General features: G+C 36.2%; 18 protein-coding genes. 9 read left to right on the top strand and 9 right to left on the bottom strand.

The window, feature by feature from the left end:
• Positions 1-7: 7 nt before the first annotated feature.
• Genes P9211_RS03845 through P9211_RS03830 form a run of 4 tightly spaced genes read right to left on the bottom strand, consistent with a single transcriptional unit; the run spans position 8 to position 3,637 of the window.
• Positions 8-1,360, bottom strand: coding sequence for a S41 family peptidase (locus P9211_RS03845; RefSeq protein ID WP_012195344.1), 1,353 nt, complete (start codon positions 1,358-1,360; stop codon positions 8-10).
• The gene (gene ispG, locus P9211_RS03840) at positions 1,357-2,595 is read right to left on the bottom strand and encodes a (E)-4-hydroxy-3-methylbut-2-enyl-diphosphate synthase (protein ID WP_012195343.1); all 1,239 of its coding nucleotides are present in this window, start codon (positions 2,593-2,595) and stop codon (positions 1,357-1,359) included. Before ispG ends, P9211_RS03845 begins: the two co-directional genes overlap by 4 nt.
• Before the next feature lie 37 nt (positions 2,596-2,632).
• Positions 2,633-3,208, bottom strand: a complete 576-nt coding sequence (locus P9211_RS03835; RefSeq protein ID WP_012195342.1) for a uracil-DNA glycosylase — start codon at positions 3,206-3,208, stop codon at positions 2,633-2,635.
• A 27-nt stretch (positions 3,209-3,235) separates the two neighbouring features.
• Positions 3,236-3,637, bottom strand: a complete 402-nt coding sequence (locus P9211_RS03830) for a VOC family protein (protein ID WP_012195341.1) — start codon at positions 3,635-3,637, stop codon at positions 3,236-3,238.
• Positions 3,638-3,730: 93 nt separating this feature from the next.
• On the opposite strand from P9211_RS03830, the gene P9211_RS03825 reads away from it, so the two are divergent.
• The 5 genes from P9211_RS03825 to P9211_RS03805 are packed head-to-tail and all read left to right on the top strand — an operon-like array spanning position 3,731 to position 8,812.
• Entirely contained in the window at positions 3,731-4,912 is a 1,182-nt protein-coding gene (locus P9211_RS03825; RefSeq protein ID WP_012195340.1) for a pyridoxal phosphate-dependent aminotransferase, read from the top strand.
• 8 nt (positions 4,913-4,920) lie between these two features.
• On the top strand, positions 4,921-5,838 hold the full coding sequence (locus P9211_RS03820) for a putative selenate ABC transporter substrate-binding protein (protein ID WP_049750853.1): 918 nt from the start codon (positions 4,921-4,923) through the stop codon (positions 5,836-5,838).
• On the top strand, positions 5,835-6,572 hold the full coding sequence (locus P9211_RS03815) for an ATP-binding cassette domain-containing protein (protein WP_012195338.1): 738 nt from the start codon (positions 5,835-5,837) through the stop codon (positions 6,570-6,572). Before P9211_RS03820 ends, P9211_RS03815 begins: the two co-directional genes overlap by 4 nt.
• A 41-nt stretch (positions 6,573-6,613) precedes the next feature.
• A complete protein-coding gene (locus P9211_RS03810) occupies positions 6,614-8,146 on the top strand; it encodes an ABC transporter permease subunit (RefSeq protein ID WP_012195337.1) in 1,533 nt (510 codons plus the stop codon).
• A gap of 3 nt (positions 8,147-8,149) precedes the next feature.
• A complete protein-coding gene (locus P9211_RS03805; protein ID WP_012195336.1) occupies positions 8,150-8,812 on the top strand; it encodes a GDSL-type esterase/lipase family protein in 663 nt (220 codons plus the stop codon).
• 51 nt (positions 8,813-8,863) lie between these two features.
• Here the strand turns inward: P9211_RS03805 and P9211_RS03800 are convergent, their stop codons facing one another.
• Genes P9211_RS03800 through P9211_RS03790 form a run of 3 tightly spaced genes read right to left on the bottom strand, consistent with a single transcriptional unit; the run spans position 8,864 to position 10,896 of the window.
• Complete coding sequence (locus tag P9211_RS03800; protein ID WP_012195335.1) at positions 8,864-9,655, bottom strand: TIGR00297 family protein; 792 nt, start codon at positions 9,653-9,655, stop codon at positions 8,864-8,866.
• Between the two features lie 30 nt (positions 9,656-9,685).
• Positions 9,686-10,441 (bottom strand): 16S rRNA (uracil(1498)-N(3))-methyltransferase, encoded by a 756-nt coding sequence (locus tag P9211_RS03795; RefSeq protein ID WP_012195334.1) that lies wholly within the window; start codon positions 10,439-10,441, stop codon positions 9,686-9,688.
• 2 nt (positions 10,442-10,443) lie between these two features.
• Entirely contained in the window at positions 10,444-10,896 is a 453-nt protein-coding gene (locus tag P9211_RS03790; protein ID WP_012195333.1) for a DUF3531 family protein, read from the bottom strand.
• A 101-nt stretch (positions 10,897-10,997) separates the two neighbouring features.
• On the opposite strand from P9211_RS03790, the gene P9211_RS03785 reads away from it, so the two are divergent.
• The 3 genes from P9211_RS03785 to P9211_RS03775 all read left to right on the top strand — a co-directional run bounded on the left by P9211_RS03785 (position 10,998) and on the right by P9211_RS03775 (position 13,859).
• On the top strand, positions 10,998-11,630 hold the full coding sequence (locus P9211_RS03785; protein WP_012195332.1) for an ABC transporter ATP-binding protein: 633 nt from the start codon (positions 10,998-11,000) through the stop codon (positions 11,628-11,630).
• Positions 11,631-11,748: 118 nt separating this feature from the next.
• The gene (locus P9211_RS03780; protein ID WP_012195331.1) at positions 11,749-12,909 is read left to right on the top strand and encodes a GNAT family N-acetyltransferase; all 1,161 of its coding nucleotides are present in this window, start codon (positions 11,749-11,751) and stop codon (positions 12,907-12,909) included.
• 122 nt (positions 12,910-13,031) lie between these two features.
• The gene (locus P9211_RS03775; RefSeq protein ID WP_012195330.1) at positions 13,032-13,859 is read left to right on the top strand and encodes a hypothetical protein; all 828 of its coding nucleotides are present in this window, start codon (positions 13,032-13,034) and stop codon (positions 13,857-13,859) included.
• Positions 13,860-13,911: 52 nt separating this feature from the next.
• Here the strand turns inward: P9211_RS03775 and P9211_RS03770 are convergent, their stop codons facing one another.
• Positions 13,912-14,937: a DegT/DnrJ/EryC1/StrS family aminotransferase gene (locus tag P9211_RS03770; protein ID WP_012195329.1), complete on the bottom strand. Its 1,026-nt coding sequence runs from the start codon at positions 14,935-14,937 to the stop codon at positions 13,912-13,914.
• Between the two features lie 170 nt (positions 14,938-15,107).
• Between P9211_RS03770 and hslO the strand changes: the two genes are divergently transcribed.
• Complete coding sequence (gene hslO, locus P9211_RS03765; protein WP_012195328.1) at positions 15,108-16,010, top strand: Hsp33 family molecular chaperone HslO; 903 nt, start codon at positions 15,108-15,110, stop codon at positions 16,008-16,010.
• Positions 16,011-16,037: 27 nt separating this feature from the next.
• Here hslO and P9211_RS03760 read toward each other — a convergent pair whose 3' ends face one another.
• Complete coding sequence (locus P9211_RS03760) at positions 16,038-16,724, bottom strand: CPP1-like family protein (protein WP_012195327.1); 687 nt, start codon at positions 16,722-16,724, stop codon at positions 16,038-16,040.
• Positions 16,725-16,756: the final 32 nt, after the last annotated feature.

The following is a 16,756-nucleotide window of genomic DNA, read 5'->3' as shown; positions in this document are numbered from 1 at the left end:
AGTTTTATTATTTTAGTGCAAAAGAAAGATTTGCTGTATTTTGCTTATAACTTGTACTATTTAGATTAAACATTATTCGTGATAAAGCTGTCTCAGCAACAACATACTGGCTATCCTTAGAAGTACCTAAATCAATGGCAGAGAAAGATTTATTATTATTTAGGTTAAGAGATGCTTTTATGTCGGGCTTAATCCCATTTTTATTAATATCAGTTCCATTAGGTGTTAAATATTTAGCAACTGTGACTGTTATGCCAGATCCATCCACTAAAGGCCTAACTGACTGAACAAGACCTTTCCCAAAGGTTTTAGACCCAACAAGAATACCCCTTTTATTATCCTGAATTGCCCCAGCTAATATTTCACTTGCACTAGCAGATCCTTCATTAACTAAAACTACAAGTGGTTTATTCGTTAATGCATTTCCAGTAGCTCGTCTAAAATCATTTATGCCATCTTTGGTAAGAGTACTTACGATTATTCCAGTATTTAGCCATTGCCTAGCAATATCTATACTTGCTTCAAGCAAACCTCCGGGATTACCTCTTAAATCTAAAATATAACCTTGAGATTTTTGCTCCTCTAACTTAATAATAGCTGATCTCATTTCTGTTGCTGCATTAGCACTAAATTGTTTAAGCCTTATATATCCGATAGTTCCACCATTACTAGTTTCATTTAATCTGCTAATGACAGATCGAATCTCTATTCGACTCCTTATCAAAGGTACCTTTAAGTATTGAGTTCCTCTAATTATTCCCAAGGTAACCTTAGTTCCCTTTTCACCTCGGATTAATTTAACTGCTCCATCAATGCTCATTCCATCTGTATCAGTATCATCTATTGAGACAATGATGTCATTAGGTTGAATACCAGCTTTAAAGGCCGGCGTGTCCTCTATAGGAGCTACAATTACGAGTTCATTAGTCTCTTCATTTAAAGATAATTGAATACCGATACCCATAAGTTCTCCCGAAGTATCTATCCGCATTTCTTTGTAATCCTTAGGATCTAAAAACCTAGTGTATGGATCCTTTAGACTTTTGAGCATAGATACAATTGCTTCATAAGCTTCTGCAGAATCGTAATATTTATTTGACAGTACTTTTTTCCTTAATTTTAGCCAAGATTCATCATTATAATTTCCATTTGAGTCCAAATACTCTCTATATATAATTTGCCAAACTTGGTCTAATACCTCCTTAGGGCTGTCTCTTATAACCAAAGATGTGTTCCTAGGTAATGAGAGAGCTGGGAGAGAAATAGCTGCTAATAGTAATAAACCGTTAAAAAAGGGTAAGGTTTTGCTTAGCTTATTGCCTATAAAAGAAAGAGTGTTTTGATTTGATTTTAATATCATAATTTCGCTTCTTCAGGTTCAAGCCATTTACCATCTTGCTTTATTAAGTCAACTAAAGCACTAACACCATCCTCCTCGGGAACTTTACGAATTTCGTCTCTACCACGATAAAGAGCAATAACTCCCTTCCCCTTTCCTACATAACCATAGTCTGCATCTGCCATCTCTCCAGGACCATTAACAATACATCCCATAACAGCAATATCTAAGCCTGTTAAATGAGAAGTAGCATCTCTAACTTTAGCTACTACTTCTTCAAGATTAAACAATGTTCTTCCACAACTAGGACAGCTTATATATTCAACCATCGTCTTCCTTAAACCGACAGTTTGTAATATTGAATATGCTACTGGTATCTCTTTCTCAGGAGCTTCGGTGAGAGAAACTCTGATCGTATCACCTATACCCTCAGACAAAAGAGTACCTATACCTACTGTACTTTTAATTCTTCCATAATCCCCATCACCTGCTTCAGTTACTCCTAGATGTAATGGATAATTAAAGCCTTCTTTATCCATTCTGTCAGCCATCATTCTATATGCAGCAAGCATTACTGGCGGCCTAGAAGCTTTCATAGATATAACAATATTATGGAAGTCTAAAGAATCACAAATTCGAACAAACTCCATTGCTGATTCAACCATCCCTAAAGGGGTATCGCCATAAGCAAACAACATCCTTTCAGCCAAGGAACCGTGGTTAACTCCTATTCTTAAGGCTTTATTTTGAGCTTTAAGAGTATTTACTATTGGTTCAAATTTAGAAACTATCTTTTCTTTTATTAACTGCATCTCTTCCTCAGAGAATTCTGTTCTATTAGGATCGGGGGTTTCAAAAACAAAAAGGCCAGGGTTAATTCTTACTTTGTCTACATGCTTAGCAACTTCCAGAGCTATTTTCATACCGTTATGGTGAACATCTGCGACCAAAGGGACAGGTTTATAATTTCTTTCTAGTTTCTGCTTGATTTCCCCAACCGCCTTCGCATGAGAAAGTGATGGGACAGTTAATCGAACGATTTCACAGCCAATTTCATGCAATCTGCGAATGGCAGCAGTAGAAGCTTCTATATCTAATGTATCTTCGTTAATCATTGACTGGACACTAACAGGATGCGCACTACCAATAGGTATGTCACCTACCATTACAGTCCTTGTTGGGCGCCGGTGAATCTGAGTGCTGTACCGACGAGAGAGCAATTCGGAGTTCAATTCTAGGGAAGAAACTGAAGTCATAAGTCAATTCTCGATTTGGAAAATGAGAGTGGCATTTCTAAAGAATCTGATAGGTCTCCATTCTTTTTCTGACCTCGAATAAATCTGATCTTGTGAGTTCAAGAGGAGATCCCTTCGCATTCGAGGGATTTCTAAGTAGGTAAGAAGGGTGAAAAATTGGCATAACTGCTATTCCTCTCCAATTTTGCCATGTGCCTCTTAATACAGTGATTTTGGTTTTTATTTCTAAAAATGTTTCTAAAGCAGTAGCTCCAGCTAAAACAATAACAAAGGGTTTTACAAGCTTGATTTGATGGACTAACCAAGGGAGGTGTTTTGCTATCTCGGCCCTAGTAGGCCTTCTATTATTAGGGGGTCTAGACTTCATTACATTACAGATATAAATATCTTTTTGATGATCAATCCCCACCACTTCCAATAAATTATCTAAAACTTTGCCAGATCTTCCAACAAAAGGCTTGCCTAGCAATTCCTCTTTTGCTCCAGGGGCCTCTCCAACAAGCATTAAGTGAGCGGAAGGATTGCCCCTGCCTACAACAACTTTAGAGCAAGGTTCCAGACAATTGCATAGTTGCTCGGAAATATTTGGTTGAGATAAATCGCTTTTTGACAATTTAAGTGAGCTTTATGCTTTCTTATTTTATGAATGATTACAGAGGTTATTGGGAACAAACACCAAAAAGTTATTCCCCTCCGGATCAGTCATCCACATTTCAGAACCAAATTCCTCTTCTCTAGGTCCCTCCAAACGGCTCCCTCCTAAAGGCAAAATCCTTTTGTACCATTCCTTTATTACTAACGATGGATTATCTGAGGGTTCCTCTTGAAAACAAATAGCTACAGATTGAGTCGACCTATGAACAAAAGTTTGAGAGTTAGATGGACGGTAGATGTGTATTTTAAGTCCCCTTTTGAAAGTAATCGAATAATGGTTATTATTGATGCCTTTAGAAACTTTGCCTCCAAAAACTAATCCATAAAACTCAGCAAGCTTTTCAGGCTGGTCAGAAGAAATAATAAAATTAGGCTCAATCTTATTCATTCAAGACTTTATATAACTGATTTAGGTAATTCAGGTCACAGAATCAGGCAAAATGTCTTGATTAAGAGAACTTCTTTGAGAACATACCAGAAAATGAGTAAATCACATCTGATCTCCGAAAGAACACAAGAATTACAGCTCTCATTGACATTAGAGATCAGTGCTCGAGCAAAGTTACTAAAAAAGGAAGGGAAAGATATATGCAGCCTTAGCGCTGGCGAACCAGACTTTGATACACCAAATTACATTGTAAATGCAGCAATAGAAGCTCTAAGAAATGGCATTACAAGATATGGTCCAGCTGCTGGCGATCCAGAACTCAGAGAGGCTATTGCACAAAAACTCACAACCTCGAATAACGTCCCATCAAAAGCAGAAAACATTCTTATAACTAATGGTGGGAAACAAGCCATTTTCAACTTATTTCAGATAATCCTTAACCCAGGGGACGAAGTGTTGATCCCCTCTCCTTACTGGCTGAGTTACCCAGAGATAGCAAAGCTAGCAGGTGCGATACCAGTACCCTTACACACATCACCCAAAGATGGCTTTAAATTAAGTTCTGAAAAACTAGAAGAGAAGATTACAAACAGAACAAAACTCTTAATACTTAATTCTCCTTGCAATCCGACAGGTCGAGTAATTCAAAAAGAAGAGCTTATCTCTATTGCTGAGGTATTACGCAGGAATAAACAACTCCTAGTGATGACTGATGAAATTTATGAATATCTAATATCTGAAAATGAATCGCATCATAGTCTTGCAGCGATTGCTCCAGACTTAAGAGAAAGAATATTTATTGTTAACGGATTCGCCAAAGCATGGGCGATGACAGGTTGGCGAATAGGGTACTTAGCTGGCCCAAAAGAATTTATTAAAACTGCCATCGCATTACAAAGCCAAAGTACGAGTAATGTATGTAGCTTTGCTCAACGTGGTGCCCTTGCTGCACTTCTAGGGCCAAAGGAATCTATAAAAACAATGAGTAGAAGCTATAACGAACGAAGAGAAATACTTACTAAAGGGCTTAATAGTATTAATGGAATTTCGTTAATTCCACAGAAAGGTGCGTTTTATGCATTCCCAGAATTAGCCCCGTCACTTCCAAACTCACTAAGTTTCTGCAAATTAGCCTTGGAGAAAGTAGGGCTAGCAATAATTCCTGGCATTGCCTTTGGAGAAGATCGGTGCGTAAGATTATCTTGTGCAGTTTCAGAAGATACAATCAAAGAAGGTATTGCACGTCTCGAAAAACTGATAACACAACTAATTTGATCACCTACATGATTTCTACATTTTTCCATAAGCGCTTCAAGCGAGCTATTTGGTTTACCTTCTGTCTAATACTTCAACTACAAAATACGTCTCTATCCTCATTTGCAAAAGAGCGATTAATCATTAGCGCAATACCAGACCAAAACCCAGAACACCTAAATCGACTACATACTGTACTAGCAAGAGAGTTGAGCAAAGAGCTAAATGTAGAAGTTAAATATATCCCCGTAATAAATTATCCTGCAGCAGTAAGTGCCTTTAGAACTGAAAGTATTGATCTTGTATGGTTTGGCGGGCTTACTGGTGTACAAGCAAGAATTCAAAAGCCTGGGGCTAGGGTTGTTGCACAAAGAGATATTGATGCAAAGTTTCACAGTGTTTTTATAGCCAATCAAAAAAGCAATCTTCCCTTAATAAAAGATCTTTCGGACTTGAGTTTGCTAAAAGGGAGAAGGTTTACCTTCGGATCAGAGAGTTCTACATCCGGTAGACTTATGCCTCAACATTTCCTACAGAAAGCAGGCGTTAGAATTACAGATTTCAAAGGTGGCAGGCCAGGCTTCAGTGGAAGCCATGATGCAACATTGGCATTAGTACAAAGTGGTTCCTATGAAGTTGGTGCTCTTAACGAAGAAGTATGGAAACAGAACATTGCCACAAATAAAATCGATACTAGTAAAGTCAAAGTAATTTGGCGTACACCTCCTTATTTTGACTATCACTGGCTTACCCAACCAAATATCGATGAGCGTTTTGGAAAAGGTTTTACAAATAAGATAAGAGACACTTTAACAAGCTTTACTAAAGAGTCTAAATCCCAGAAAATTATTCTTGAACTTTTTGGAGCTGAGAAGTTCATACCAGCATATAGCTACCAATATCGAGACATAGAAACAATTGGTAGGCAGCTAGGTAAAATCAAGTGAGAAAGTTACTAGAGCTAATTAATATAAATGTTAAAGATCAAAATAAATATAGGCTTAAACATATAAAGTTAGAGCTATTTTCTGGAGAGAAGGTCGCTGTATTAGGTAAGAGTGGGTCAGGGAAAAGTACACTAATAGCTGTTGCAAATGGGAGCATAGACCCAACAAATGGAGTAGTTAAATTTAAAGGAGAAGATCTAAAGTTATTACCAAGAGAAAGAAAAATAGAGATAGGGACTCTCTGGCAAGACCTAAGGTTAATAGAAGAGCTTTCTGTCGCCCAAAACATAAACTCTGGCGCGCTTGGTAGACATAATCTATTATGGGCTCTCAGAAACTTAATAGGCTCGATAGACATGAAAGCCTGTCATACCTGTATAGAAGCGGCCAACTTAGAACAGAACTTAATTCATTCGCAAGTAATGAGATTGTCAGGTGGTCAGCGACAGAGAGTAGCTATTGCAAGGTTACTTCGACAACAGGCTGAGATAATACTTGTAGATGAGCCACTTTCAAATTTAGACCCTAATATGTCCAGAAAGATACTTAATATTTTACTAAAGCAAACAACAGTCGATTGTCTGCATATAGCTGATACCTGCTTAGTAAGTCTTCATAGGCCAGAATTAATAGATAATTTTACACGTGTTATAGGTATAAAAAAAGGTCAGATTGTCCTTGATAGCCCTAGAGAAAGCTTAGAAGCTAAAGATCTCAATTGGCTTTATAACTAGTCTTGAGACTTTTAAATATTGCAAAACCAATTTTTCTAATAGTGCCAGCCATAGCACTAGTTCCAGTCGGCAAAAGCTTAGTTGAAGGCTTTCATACTGGTGGGGTTAATATTATAGTTAAGTTTCTTCTTGCAGCATTTCAACCATCTATTAATAGATTGGTTATTGAAAGTTCATTCAATAGTCTTAAGACTACTATTTCTATAGCTATAATTGCCTGGGCTATTAGTCTACTAAATGGAATATTCCTGGGAGTTATCACTTCTAATATTTTTACAGAGTTATTCAAGGTTAATCTCTTTTGGTCCAAGATATTAAAGTATTCATTAACAGTGCCTAGAGCAATTCACGAAGTAATCTGGGGACTTCTCCTTTTACAAGTCTTTGGATTAAATCCTTATATTGCAATTATTTCGATATCAATCCCATATTCAGCCTTAATTGCAAGGGTATTTGCAGAGCAAATTAACAGTTTAGATATAAGAAGTCTTGTTGCAAGCAAGCATAGTGGCGCAGGCCCTTTTGAAACACTTGTAACAGCATTAACGCCTAAGATAATACCTATCATAGGAACATATGGTGGTTATCGACTTGAATGTGCACTACGTGGAGCAACATTATTAGGGATATTTGGACTTGGTGGAATTGGTACCGAGTTAACACTTAGTATTCGCTCATTAGAATTCAATGAGATGTGGACTTCTCTTTGGATGCTTGGAATTATATTATTTTTTTTAGAAAAAGTAATTACCTGGATTCAAACGCCAAGTTTATATTTAAATAATATTTTTAACTATACAATTACCGCATCAATCTCAATATTAATATTATTAGTTGTAAGCATCTTATGGCTAAACAGTCTAGATCTTGGAATCTCTAGATCATTAGTCTTTTATCCAATTCAACTCCCTTCTATACAAGAGCTAATATACTCATTCAATAAACTTTCATGGGCAAGCTTAATATCTCAAACTATTTGCCTAACTTTATTTGCAGCTGGAATAGCAATCGGACTTCCGCCAATCCTCTTATCACTTTGGCCTAGTAAATTAGGAGAAGAGGTAATTAGCTTCCTCTGGATAGTTTGCAGACTTATACCAGCGCCTTTATCAGCTCTTATTTTGTTAATGTGTTCAAGCCCTAGTATTGCAGTAGCCTCATTGGCATTAGGGATTCAAAATATGGGCGTTATGGGTAGGATCCTAAAAGAAAGTATTAACAACAAAGATCTTGCTATTTTTAATGCAATAAAGTCACTTGGTGCAGATAAAAGATCAGCTTTTTTCTATGGAAGAATTTGTCCTCAAAGCAACAGTTATTTAGCCTATTCTGCCTATAGAACTGACGTGATACTAAGAGAAACTGTCCTTGTTGGTGTAGTAGGAGGTTCTGGGCTGGGATGGCAATTACGAGAATCAATAAGTTCCTTCAACTGGTCTGAGGTGATACTTCTAACGGCTACTTTCGGGATTATTACGTTGACAGGGGAGTTACTAAGTGATCATCTTCAATATTATCTACTAAAAGAGATAAAACCAAAGCAACCTTTACTCCATCTCAAGTTACATTCATAGTTGATGAGTAAGTCACCTAAGCAATTAATAGTCATTGGCGACAGTTCAGTCTATGGCTGGGGAGACGTTAATGAAGGTGGTTGGTGTGAACGGCTTAGAAAAAATTGGATGCACCTAGCCGATGCTCCAGTGATATACCCGCTTGGCATCAGAGGTGATGGACTTGAAAAAGTAGCAAAACGATGGCAACAAGAATGGACTTGTCGAGGTGAACTAAGAAGAAAATTTCCTGATGCCTTACTACTTTCAATAGGTCTAAATGACACTGCAAAAATTGGTAGAGAGGATGGCAGGCCCCAACTATCATCTGAAGCATTTAGATTTGGCCTTGGAAGACTTTTAAAGGATATTAAAAAGCAGACACGAGTAATGGTTCTAGGACTTACTCCTGTCAAGGAGGAGCATATGCCATTCTCACAATGTCTGTGGTACTCCAACCAGGCCTGTGCTATTTATGAAAGGCAAATAGAAGAGAGTTGTCTAGAGTTAGATATACCTTTTCTTCCTACTTACAAAGCAATGAGGAATGAACCTTCGTGGCAAAACCTTATAGGGCCAGATGGCATACATCTAAATTCTGATGGCCACAATTGGATATACCAAAAAGTTTCTACTTGGAGCTCACTAGTTAATTGGGCTGAGATAGACTTTAATAAAAACAAATAACCATAATCTCATAATCTTAAAAAAGAAGCCTATATATATTTTCTAGACTACTTAATAAGTTTTGACTGTATAAGCAAGAAGTATTGCTATTGATGCTGCAAAACTAGTTTGGATACTATTGACAAGTTCATTTGTCAGCCATCTGAAACGGAATTGTACTAAGGCGCCCAAGAAACTCTCAGCAATAGTTGCAAGAAAAGCTGATATAACAACAATCAGGAAGCCATATCCGTTGGGAATAAAAGAAAGCAAGCTCATTACAGATGTCATCAACAAGCTACCAACTAGGCTTGCGAATGTGCCTGCAATACTGATGGCTCCATCAGTTCCAGCAGGAACCCGTTTAAAAGTAGTAATTAAGAGAGGTCTGCGTCCCCATCTTTTCCCTATTTCACTACCAAAAGTATCAGCCAATTTTGCTGCAAAGCTAGCGGCAAAGCCAATACATAATAGTTCTAAGTGTGGGCCCGCCCCTTCAAAAATTTTTAATAGCACAGCCAAGAAAGCTCCTGTTGCTGCTGAACCCCAGACATTCTCAGGCCCTCTACTACCACCTCTTGCTTCTGCAATGCCTTTAGATTTCTTGTAAGTGTAGCCAATCTTAGTGACAAGAGAGCCAAGAAAAAGGTAAATAACTACTGACAACCACCCTTTCCAGCCAAGGCATCCCCAAAGGATTGTCCCCAGAGCTCCTGCATGAAACCATCCAAGTTTAGTTAAAATGGGCAGACGCTGCGCGAGCGTTATTAATAGAGTGTTCAAAAATAGTGCAATAAGCCATTCGTTTGGGGAAAGTGTAGAAAAAGCTAGCAAGTAAAAAAACCAATCAATAAGTCTCCTCACGACAACTCTAAAAGCAAAAAGAGTCAAGGTCTAATAATTTAATCTTCTCCAAGAAGCCATAAGCTGTGCAGAACAAATTGCCGCTGTCGAAACTCTAAGTATTGTTTCTCCAAATTGCACATATTGAGCACCATGCTTTAAAGCTAAAGACAACTCTGTAGAGCTCCACCCTCCCTCAGGCCCTATTGCTATCCATACATGGCTTAAATCATTACTCAATTGTGCTAACCAAGTTTCAAGCTCACAATACCTATTCTCTCGAGTGGTTCCAATGGAGACGGCCCCTATCGATGACTCTGTTACCCAATCTTGAAAGCGAATAGGGGGCCTTAGTTCAGGCATCCATAGTCGTTCAGACTGCTCAACGGCTTCATTTATTATGGATTGCCAACGTTTGAGTCGAAGAATGCCAATATCTTGATTAATACTGCGCTCAGATATAAGAGGCTGAAAGATATCAACACCAACTTCGGTGCAAAACCTCAGAATTTCATCAAACCCTTTCTTAGGCAATACAACAGCTAAGCAAATTAAAGGATTAGCTCTCTGATGAAATATTTCTGGATTAGTTAGCGAAGAGAGAAGAGTTAATGAATCTGATTTCTCTAGACATCCTCTCCATAGACTTCCATACCCATTCACTATAAAGATTTCATCTCCTGGTTTTAGTCGTAAAACTCTAGTTAGATAATGAGTCTCATTGGGTTTCAATAATAAAAGCCTATCATTCTTATCAATGTTTTCTATACGATCTTGTCCTATCAATAGGCGTCTCAATTCAGCCACTACTATTCCTTAGGAGAAGTAAAAATTGCATCAGGGTGATCTTCAACCGGCCAATCATCATTTACGCCTCCAATTATAAATTCTTCCAGCTTAATAACGTCACCATTAACCTGCAGAAGAGCATTAATCAACACATCGATTGCAATCGCATCACATGTCCCCAAATCAACCCAGCACCTGGCCCATGCACCCTCGTATTCCATTTGACCTAAATTATGCATCAATGCCGGCATAATGGCAGAAGCATCTTGACTCTCATAAGTCATCCAACTTAATTCATTACCAGCCAAATGGGATTGAAGGTTTTCTGAATTAAATCCCCCCAGTCGACCTAAAACATACCAGCTATCGAAAATTCCATCTAAATAATTTCTCTCTCCTTCACTAGGTACATCTGAAAAATGAAGCCAAAGCCAACAGTTAAAAGGGTCTACTTCACGAAAGCGAACTTCCATTCCTCTTAAAAGTAATTGTTATTTGATATAAAAATAAGATACTATTCTGACAACTGAAATAACTTACTGGGAACTAGACACACACCTGTTAAGTGTTTGCAATGCTAGAGCTGAAAGGAATTAACTATCATCCAGCCACTGCCGAAGGCCCTATACTTAAGGCGATATCCCTAAGCGCTCAAACTGGAGAGCCGACAATCATTTTTGGCCCTAGCGGCAGTGGCAAGACAAGTCTAATTGAAATCATAAGTGGTTTGTCACGACCACAAAGGGGATTGATAACCTGGCATGGTAATCAAGTAAACGAAAGAAGGAGAAGGTCACTCTGCGGAGTTGTCTTTCAGTTCCCAGAAAGACATTTTATAGGGTTGACTATCTTACAAGAGTTAAGACTAGGTCATAGACGATTAGCTATAGATATTCAGGAGAAAGCTCTAAAAAAAGTAGGACTGATGACAGAAAACTATAAACGACCTCCAGAATGGTTGAGTGGAGGTCAGCAAAGGAGATTGGCAATCGCTGTCCAGCTTCTAAGGGAGCCCAAAATACTTTTACTTGATGAGCCTACTGCAGGGCTAGATTGGTCTGTCAGGGATGAGATCGTAGAATTAATCAACCAACTGTCAAAGGAAAGGGTCTTGATAGTTGTCAGTCATGAACCAGAGTTATTTACAAAGAAACAGCATTTGTCTTATGAACTTACAAATGGCAAGCTACACAAAACAGTGCCCTAACCAATCAAAGAACTATGAAATGCCCTAGTCAGGTTAGTATTAAGTTATCTAGAATAAGTCTGGAGTATAATTAAAATAAAAAAAACAAAAGATATTTAAGAACCGACGTAATCAGAAAATGAAACTCTTATCAATAAAGTCATTTAGTGCCACAGATCCTAGATTAGAATTTGTTTGGAAAAGAATAGAATCAGAATGCGAATGTACAGTATTTCAAAGCTATGAATGGTTTCAAAGATGGTATAAGTTTGAATTAAAAAGACAAAAAAAGCTTAAAATCTTCATCTACATAGTCTATAGAAAACAAGATGATCCTTTAGCTCTATTTCCCCTTGAATTAACAAGTCATGGTCCAGCTAATTTAATGAGGTTTGCAGGAAGAGATTTAGCAGAGTATAAATTACCTTTAATCATAGAGAACAAGCTAACTTCAGAAGAAAAAGTTAATTTATGGAAAATCGTTATTAGTGAAATGCCACCACATGATGCATTTCTGATAGAAAGGTATCCTTTAAAGCATCAAAATATTCCCAAACAAATGAGTCTTGAAAAAATAAATGCATTGAAAGCTGGAGAAGTCGAAAGCGTATCTAGCTGTAAACATGAAAATATAGACTTATTCTTTAACAATATTTCTAAACGCATGGTTAAAGATAATAAGCGATACACAAGAAGACTTAAAGAATATGGAAAACTAGAGTATAAGTTTCTATATACAGAAGAAGAGTACACTGAAATTTTTACTAAGATTTCAAATTCATTGGAAAGAAAAGCAAGGTCTCTAGGGATATCATTTACAGAAAAAATCTACTCATTAATAAATTTCTATACATCCTTTAACGACTATTCTGATGCTTCTAATTCAAGTTCATACCTCATAGCTATAACATTAGACAAACAAGTTCTTGCTGCTTGCTGGGCTCTCAAATATAAAGAAGTATTATATTATCTCTATCCAGGATATATGGATACGCCTTATATAAAATATTCTCCAGGGAGACTATTATTAGAACATCTAATTAATATAGCATTTGAAAATGACGTAAAGGCGATAGATTTTACACTTGGTAAAGAGCCATATAAATATAATTGGGCTGGGAAAGATAATTTATTAGTTGATTACGTAAAACCAACTACATTTATAGGATTAATATACTATTTTTATCGAAGACTAGTAAATTCTATAAAGACCAATTTATATATTTTAACTATAGCAAGATTCGCTATTAGAAGGTTGGAATCAGTTCTTAACCTTTTCAAAACCATATCTAAAAAATGAATTATACTAATAAATTGAGACAGTTATATAGCAAACTACTCAACCTGCATTTTGAGAATTGGTCTATTTACTTACTTAGTAGCAATAATTTTATAAGTTCAATAGACAACGGGAAATTCAACATGGAGTCTGCAAAAAATCTTTCATTTTTAAAAATCTCTAGACCTGATAAAAAACATATTATAGCAGCAGATCCTTATTTTCTGACTAACAATATGCTTTTGTTTGAAAGTATATCAACCACTACAGGGCGTGGTTGTATCTTTTCTTATGATTTAATTAGCGGCGAATACAATTCCTTAGACCTAGACCCTTTACATCATTATTCATTTCCTAGAACATTTATAATAGATAGCCGTACTTACCTCACCTTAGAATCTCATACTCAAAAGGGCCTTTCTATTTATCTGATAGAGGATATGAATACACTTTCAATAAAGCGTATTTATACTAATAAATACTCAGCCGAAAGAGACTATACAATAATTGACCCTGTGATTTTAATAGATAAAGAGAGTGTAAGGCTTTTATGCACTTCAATTGAAGGTAAAGATCATGTACGACATATATTTAGGTCTACAAAAGGGTTAAATCAATTTAACTTTACATTAGAAAAAAATATTTATATAGTTCCAAATGTGAATGGAATAGGTAAAACAATGAGAAGTGCTGGCGGTCTCTTTACATACAGAGGATGTGAATACTTTCCTATGCAAATGCGTTCAAAGTCCTACGGGGATGGTATTTGGCTACTAGATAAATCATATAATAATTCCAAAATTTCAGAAACAAATGAACTAGTTAATTTTTCCTCTGAGAGCAGACGGATTGGGCCTCATACATTAAACTACTCTCCAAACAGAGAAATACTAGCTATAGATAGTTACACGAAAGATCTAGCACTATCATATTTAAAAATAAAATGGTTTCTAAAGTCAATATATAATTAAGTAGAGGAGTATCTAAATATAATTAAACTAAATATGATAAATAAATTAACCTTCAGGAGAGCTTATTGTATATTCTTTTGACTGATCTAATACTAATATTATTTAAAGGGATACAAATTATATTTTTCCAATATTCAAGGGCGTCTTTTTTACTAATGATCTGTTCATTCGGCAAACATGGCCAGCTAAAAGCTGCTAATGATCTACTATAGAAAAACTTGATCCAATCATTCCTTTCATTAATATTTTTACAGAAAGCAGGGTAGGCCCAAGGACATAATTGATCTATACTATTTTCAAATATAGGTTTAATACCTAATTTTTTACACATAGATCTTGTCAAATTCCATCCGTTAATCCTAGTTTTCCTGATCATTTTCCAATCTACAAAGTAACGATATTTTTCAGCAATTGGTCCTAAGTAAATATCTCTAGGAGGCTTTTCTCTAAAAGCATATGGGTCATTTTGTTCTATAAAACTTAGCTTTTTTATTCTAAAATTATTCCTAATGCTCTGCAAAAAAATATTATCAATCTTATGCATATGAGTGATTGGTATTTTACTGTAATTTAATTGATTATATGGTTGGTTTTTGAAATCATTTAGCAAAAGATTTTTTGAATTTATTGAAATGACACCTCCAATAGCAGAAGAATAAGATTTTCTAGGTGAACTAATACTTATATCACCTTTCTCTCCTAAGTAGCTTCCTTCAAATTGACCTCCAAATCCATGACTATTATCTTCAATTAATAAAACATCTTTTTCTGTACATAACTTTCTAATCAATTCCACTTTTGCGGGTATACCAAAGTAATTTACATAAATCAAAGCCTTTATGTCAGATGTCTTAGAAAAATGTTTTTCTATAGATTCTACACACGGATTCAATGTAGAATCTATTTTATAGTAAGTAATTTGATATCCTGCTCTAAATAAAACATCTGTTAAGGAATTGCATATTAGCTCTGGCAGAAGAATTACAGTGGATTTTGACGGTGAATTTGCATAAGCAAGAGACCATATAAGGCCAAACCTTGCTTGGTTAAAATAAAATGATTTTGATTTAGTAGTCATTTTAATCTAAAGATTATACGCTTCAAGAGAAGCACTAAAGAGTTTTTAAAAAGTAGGCATATACCATAAAATGATATTAAATATTTCATAATAGATAATTTGGCCAAAGTTCATAAAATATATAGGAAAGTAGATAGCATTAAAAAGTAGCTTTAAATGAATTTAAGTAAATGAACGATACCTTAGTAAGAGCAACAGCCGCAAATGGAGGGATTAGGCTAGTCGCAGCTATTACAACAAATGCTCTAAAAGAGGCCAAAAGCAGGCACAAGCTTTCCTACCTAACATCTGCACTAATGGGCAGGGCGATGTCAGCAAGTCTATTATTAGCAAGCTCTATGAAAGTATTGCATGGAAGAGTTACTCTTAAGATTCAATCAGATGGTCCTATAAAAGGTTTAACAGTAGATGCTTGCAGAGACGGCTCTGTCAGGGGTTTTTTGGGCAACCCATCACTTGAACTAGACCTTGTTAAATCAAAAGAAGGACATCACTGTTTTGACTTTGCAAATGCAACAGGAAAAGGGTATCTACATGTAATTAGGGATATTGGGGAAGGCGACCCCTATAGCAGCACTGTAGAACTAGTTGGAGGGGGAATTGGAGAAGATATTGCATCTTATCTTTTACATTCTGAACAAACCCCATCTGCTGTATTTGTAGGTGAGAAAATAAAGCACAAGGAATTAGTTTGTTCAGGTGGATTAATTGCACAGATCCTTCCAAAAGCATCTCAAGACCGTTCATTAGCAGAACTATTAGAAGAGAATTGCAATACAATAACTTCTTTTAGTGAAAGACTTTTTGAATATAAAGATAACCTCAGTGGGCTTTTAAAAGATCTCTTCTATAACTTAAATCCAGAAATAGTTAAAGGTCCAAGCGCAAGGCAAGAAATAAAGTATCGCTGTAAATGCTCTAGAGATAGAAGTATTTCAGCTCTTAAACTTCTAGGTAATAGCGAAATCAAGAGTATTCTTAATGAGGACAAGAAAGCAGAAATTACTTGTGAATTCTGCAAGAATGTTTATCAAATTGAAGAAGAAGAATTAAGATCTTTAGTTGATATATAAAATATTTTTATTTTATAATTTGATCTATCATAGTACTAAGGATCCTACCCATAAAGCAATTACAGCAGTTACTCCTTCGACTTTGTCGGTAGATAGAGAGTTTGAGTGGTCAGACATATTAGTAACAATACCGCCGGCTACAAGTCCACCAAATATCAAGCCAACTGAAAGGAAGACTACACTCCATCCTAAAGACTGGAAAATTCCACGCCCTCGTCTTACTTGACTAATAAACAAACTAATAGTTGAAAGCGAAAGAATTATCTCGATACTTTCGTTAGGTGAAATTAATATAATTACTAGAGCCAGCAATCCCAATGCTAAACGAATCGTCAGCCCCTGTCCTTCTGGAAAAGTTAAGTTTGGGATAAATCCTTTGGAATCACCTTTCTTCCCAGAAAAGTTAAAGTTAGTTATTCGTGTCAACAAAGAACTTCCAACATTACCTGCTATTTCATTGTTTAATTTTTCTTTATTAGAAGCACTAACTGCTGCAGTACTAACTTTCCCAAGCTGCCTTGCCTTCAGGCTGTTCATCAATAAAGCATCGTAAGAGGACTCGATCTTTGCTTTAAGAATTGGATCATCGCCTATTTCAGAAAGTTTATTAGTCCTCGCTTGCTGAACCTCCTCAAAACTTGCACCAGGCTCTAGGCCCAACATTAAATAGGCATCTTCAGAAGAGCTATTAGGACTTGAGTCTTTTTCAGCCAAAACTCTAAATAACTAAATTTACTCTGAAAAAA

Origin of the sequence: Prochlorococcus marinus str. MIT 9211 (assembly GCF_000018585.1) — a bacterium.
Classification (GTDB): Bacteria; Cyanobacteriota; Cyanobacteriia; order PCC-6307; family Cyanobiaceae; genus Prochlorococcus_D; species Prochlorococcus_D marinus_B.
This window is presented reverse-complemented; position numbering and strand designations above follow the sequence as displayed.

Coding starts and splice junctions, on each gene's coding strand:
- P9211_RS03845 (WP_012195344.1), bottom strand. CDS start 1,360: ATGATATTAAAATCAAATCAAAACACTCTTTCTTTTATAGGCAATAAG.
- ispG (WP_012195343.1), bottom strand. CDS start 2,595: ATGACTTCAGTTTCTTCCCTAGAATTGAACTCCGAATTGCTCTCTCGT.
- P9211_RS03830 (WP_012195341.1), bottom strand. CDS start 3,637: ATGAATAAGATTGAGCCTAATTTTATTATTTCTTCTGACCAGCCTGAA.
- P9211_RS03825 (WP_012195340.1), top strand. CDS start 3,731: ATGAGTAAATCACATCTGATCTCCGAAAGAACACAAGAATTACAGCTC.
- P9211_RS03820 (WP_049750853.1), top strand. CDS start 4,921: ATGATTTCTACATTTTTCCATAAGCGCTTCAAGCGAGCTATTTGGTTT.
- P9211_RS03805 (WP_012195336.1), top strand. CDS start 8,150: ATGAGTAAGTCACCTAAGCAATTAATAGTCATTGGCGACAGTTCAGTC.
- P9211_RS03790 (WP_012195333.1), bottom strand. CDS start 10,896: ATGGAAGTTCGCTTTCGTGAAGTAGACCCTTTTAACTGTTGGCTTTGG.
- P9211_RS03785 (WP_012195332.1), top strand. CDS start 10,998: ATGCTAGAGCTGAAAGGAATTAACTATCATCCAGCCACTGCCGAAGGC.
- P9211_RS03780 (WP_012195331.1), top strand. CDS start 11,749: ATGAAACTCTTATCAATAAAGTCATTTAGTGCCACAGATCCTAGATTA.
- P9211_RS03775 (WP_012195330.1), top strand. CDS start 13,032: ATGGAGTCTGCAAAAAATCTTTCATTTTTAAAAATCTCTAGACCTGAT.
- P9211_RS03770 (WP_012195329.1), bottom strand. CDS start 14,937: ATGACTACTAAATCAAAATCATTTTATTTTAACCAAGCAAGGTTTGGC.
- hslO (WP_012195328.1), top strand. CDS start 15,108: ATGAACGATACCTTAGTAAGAGCAACAGCCGCAAATGGAGGGATTAGG.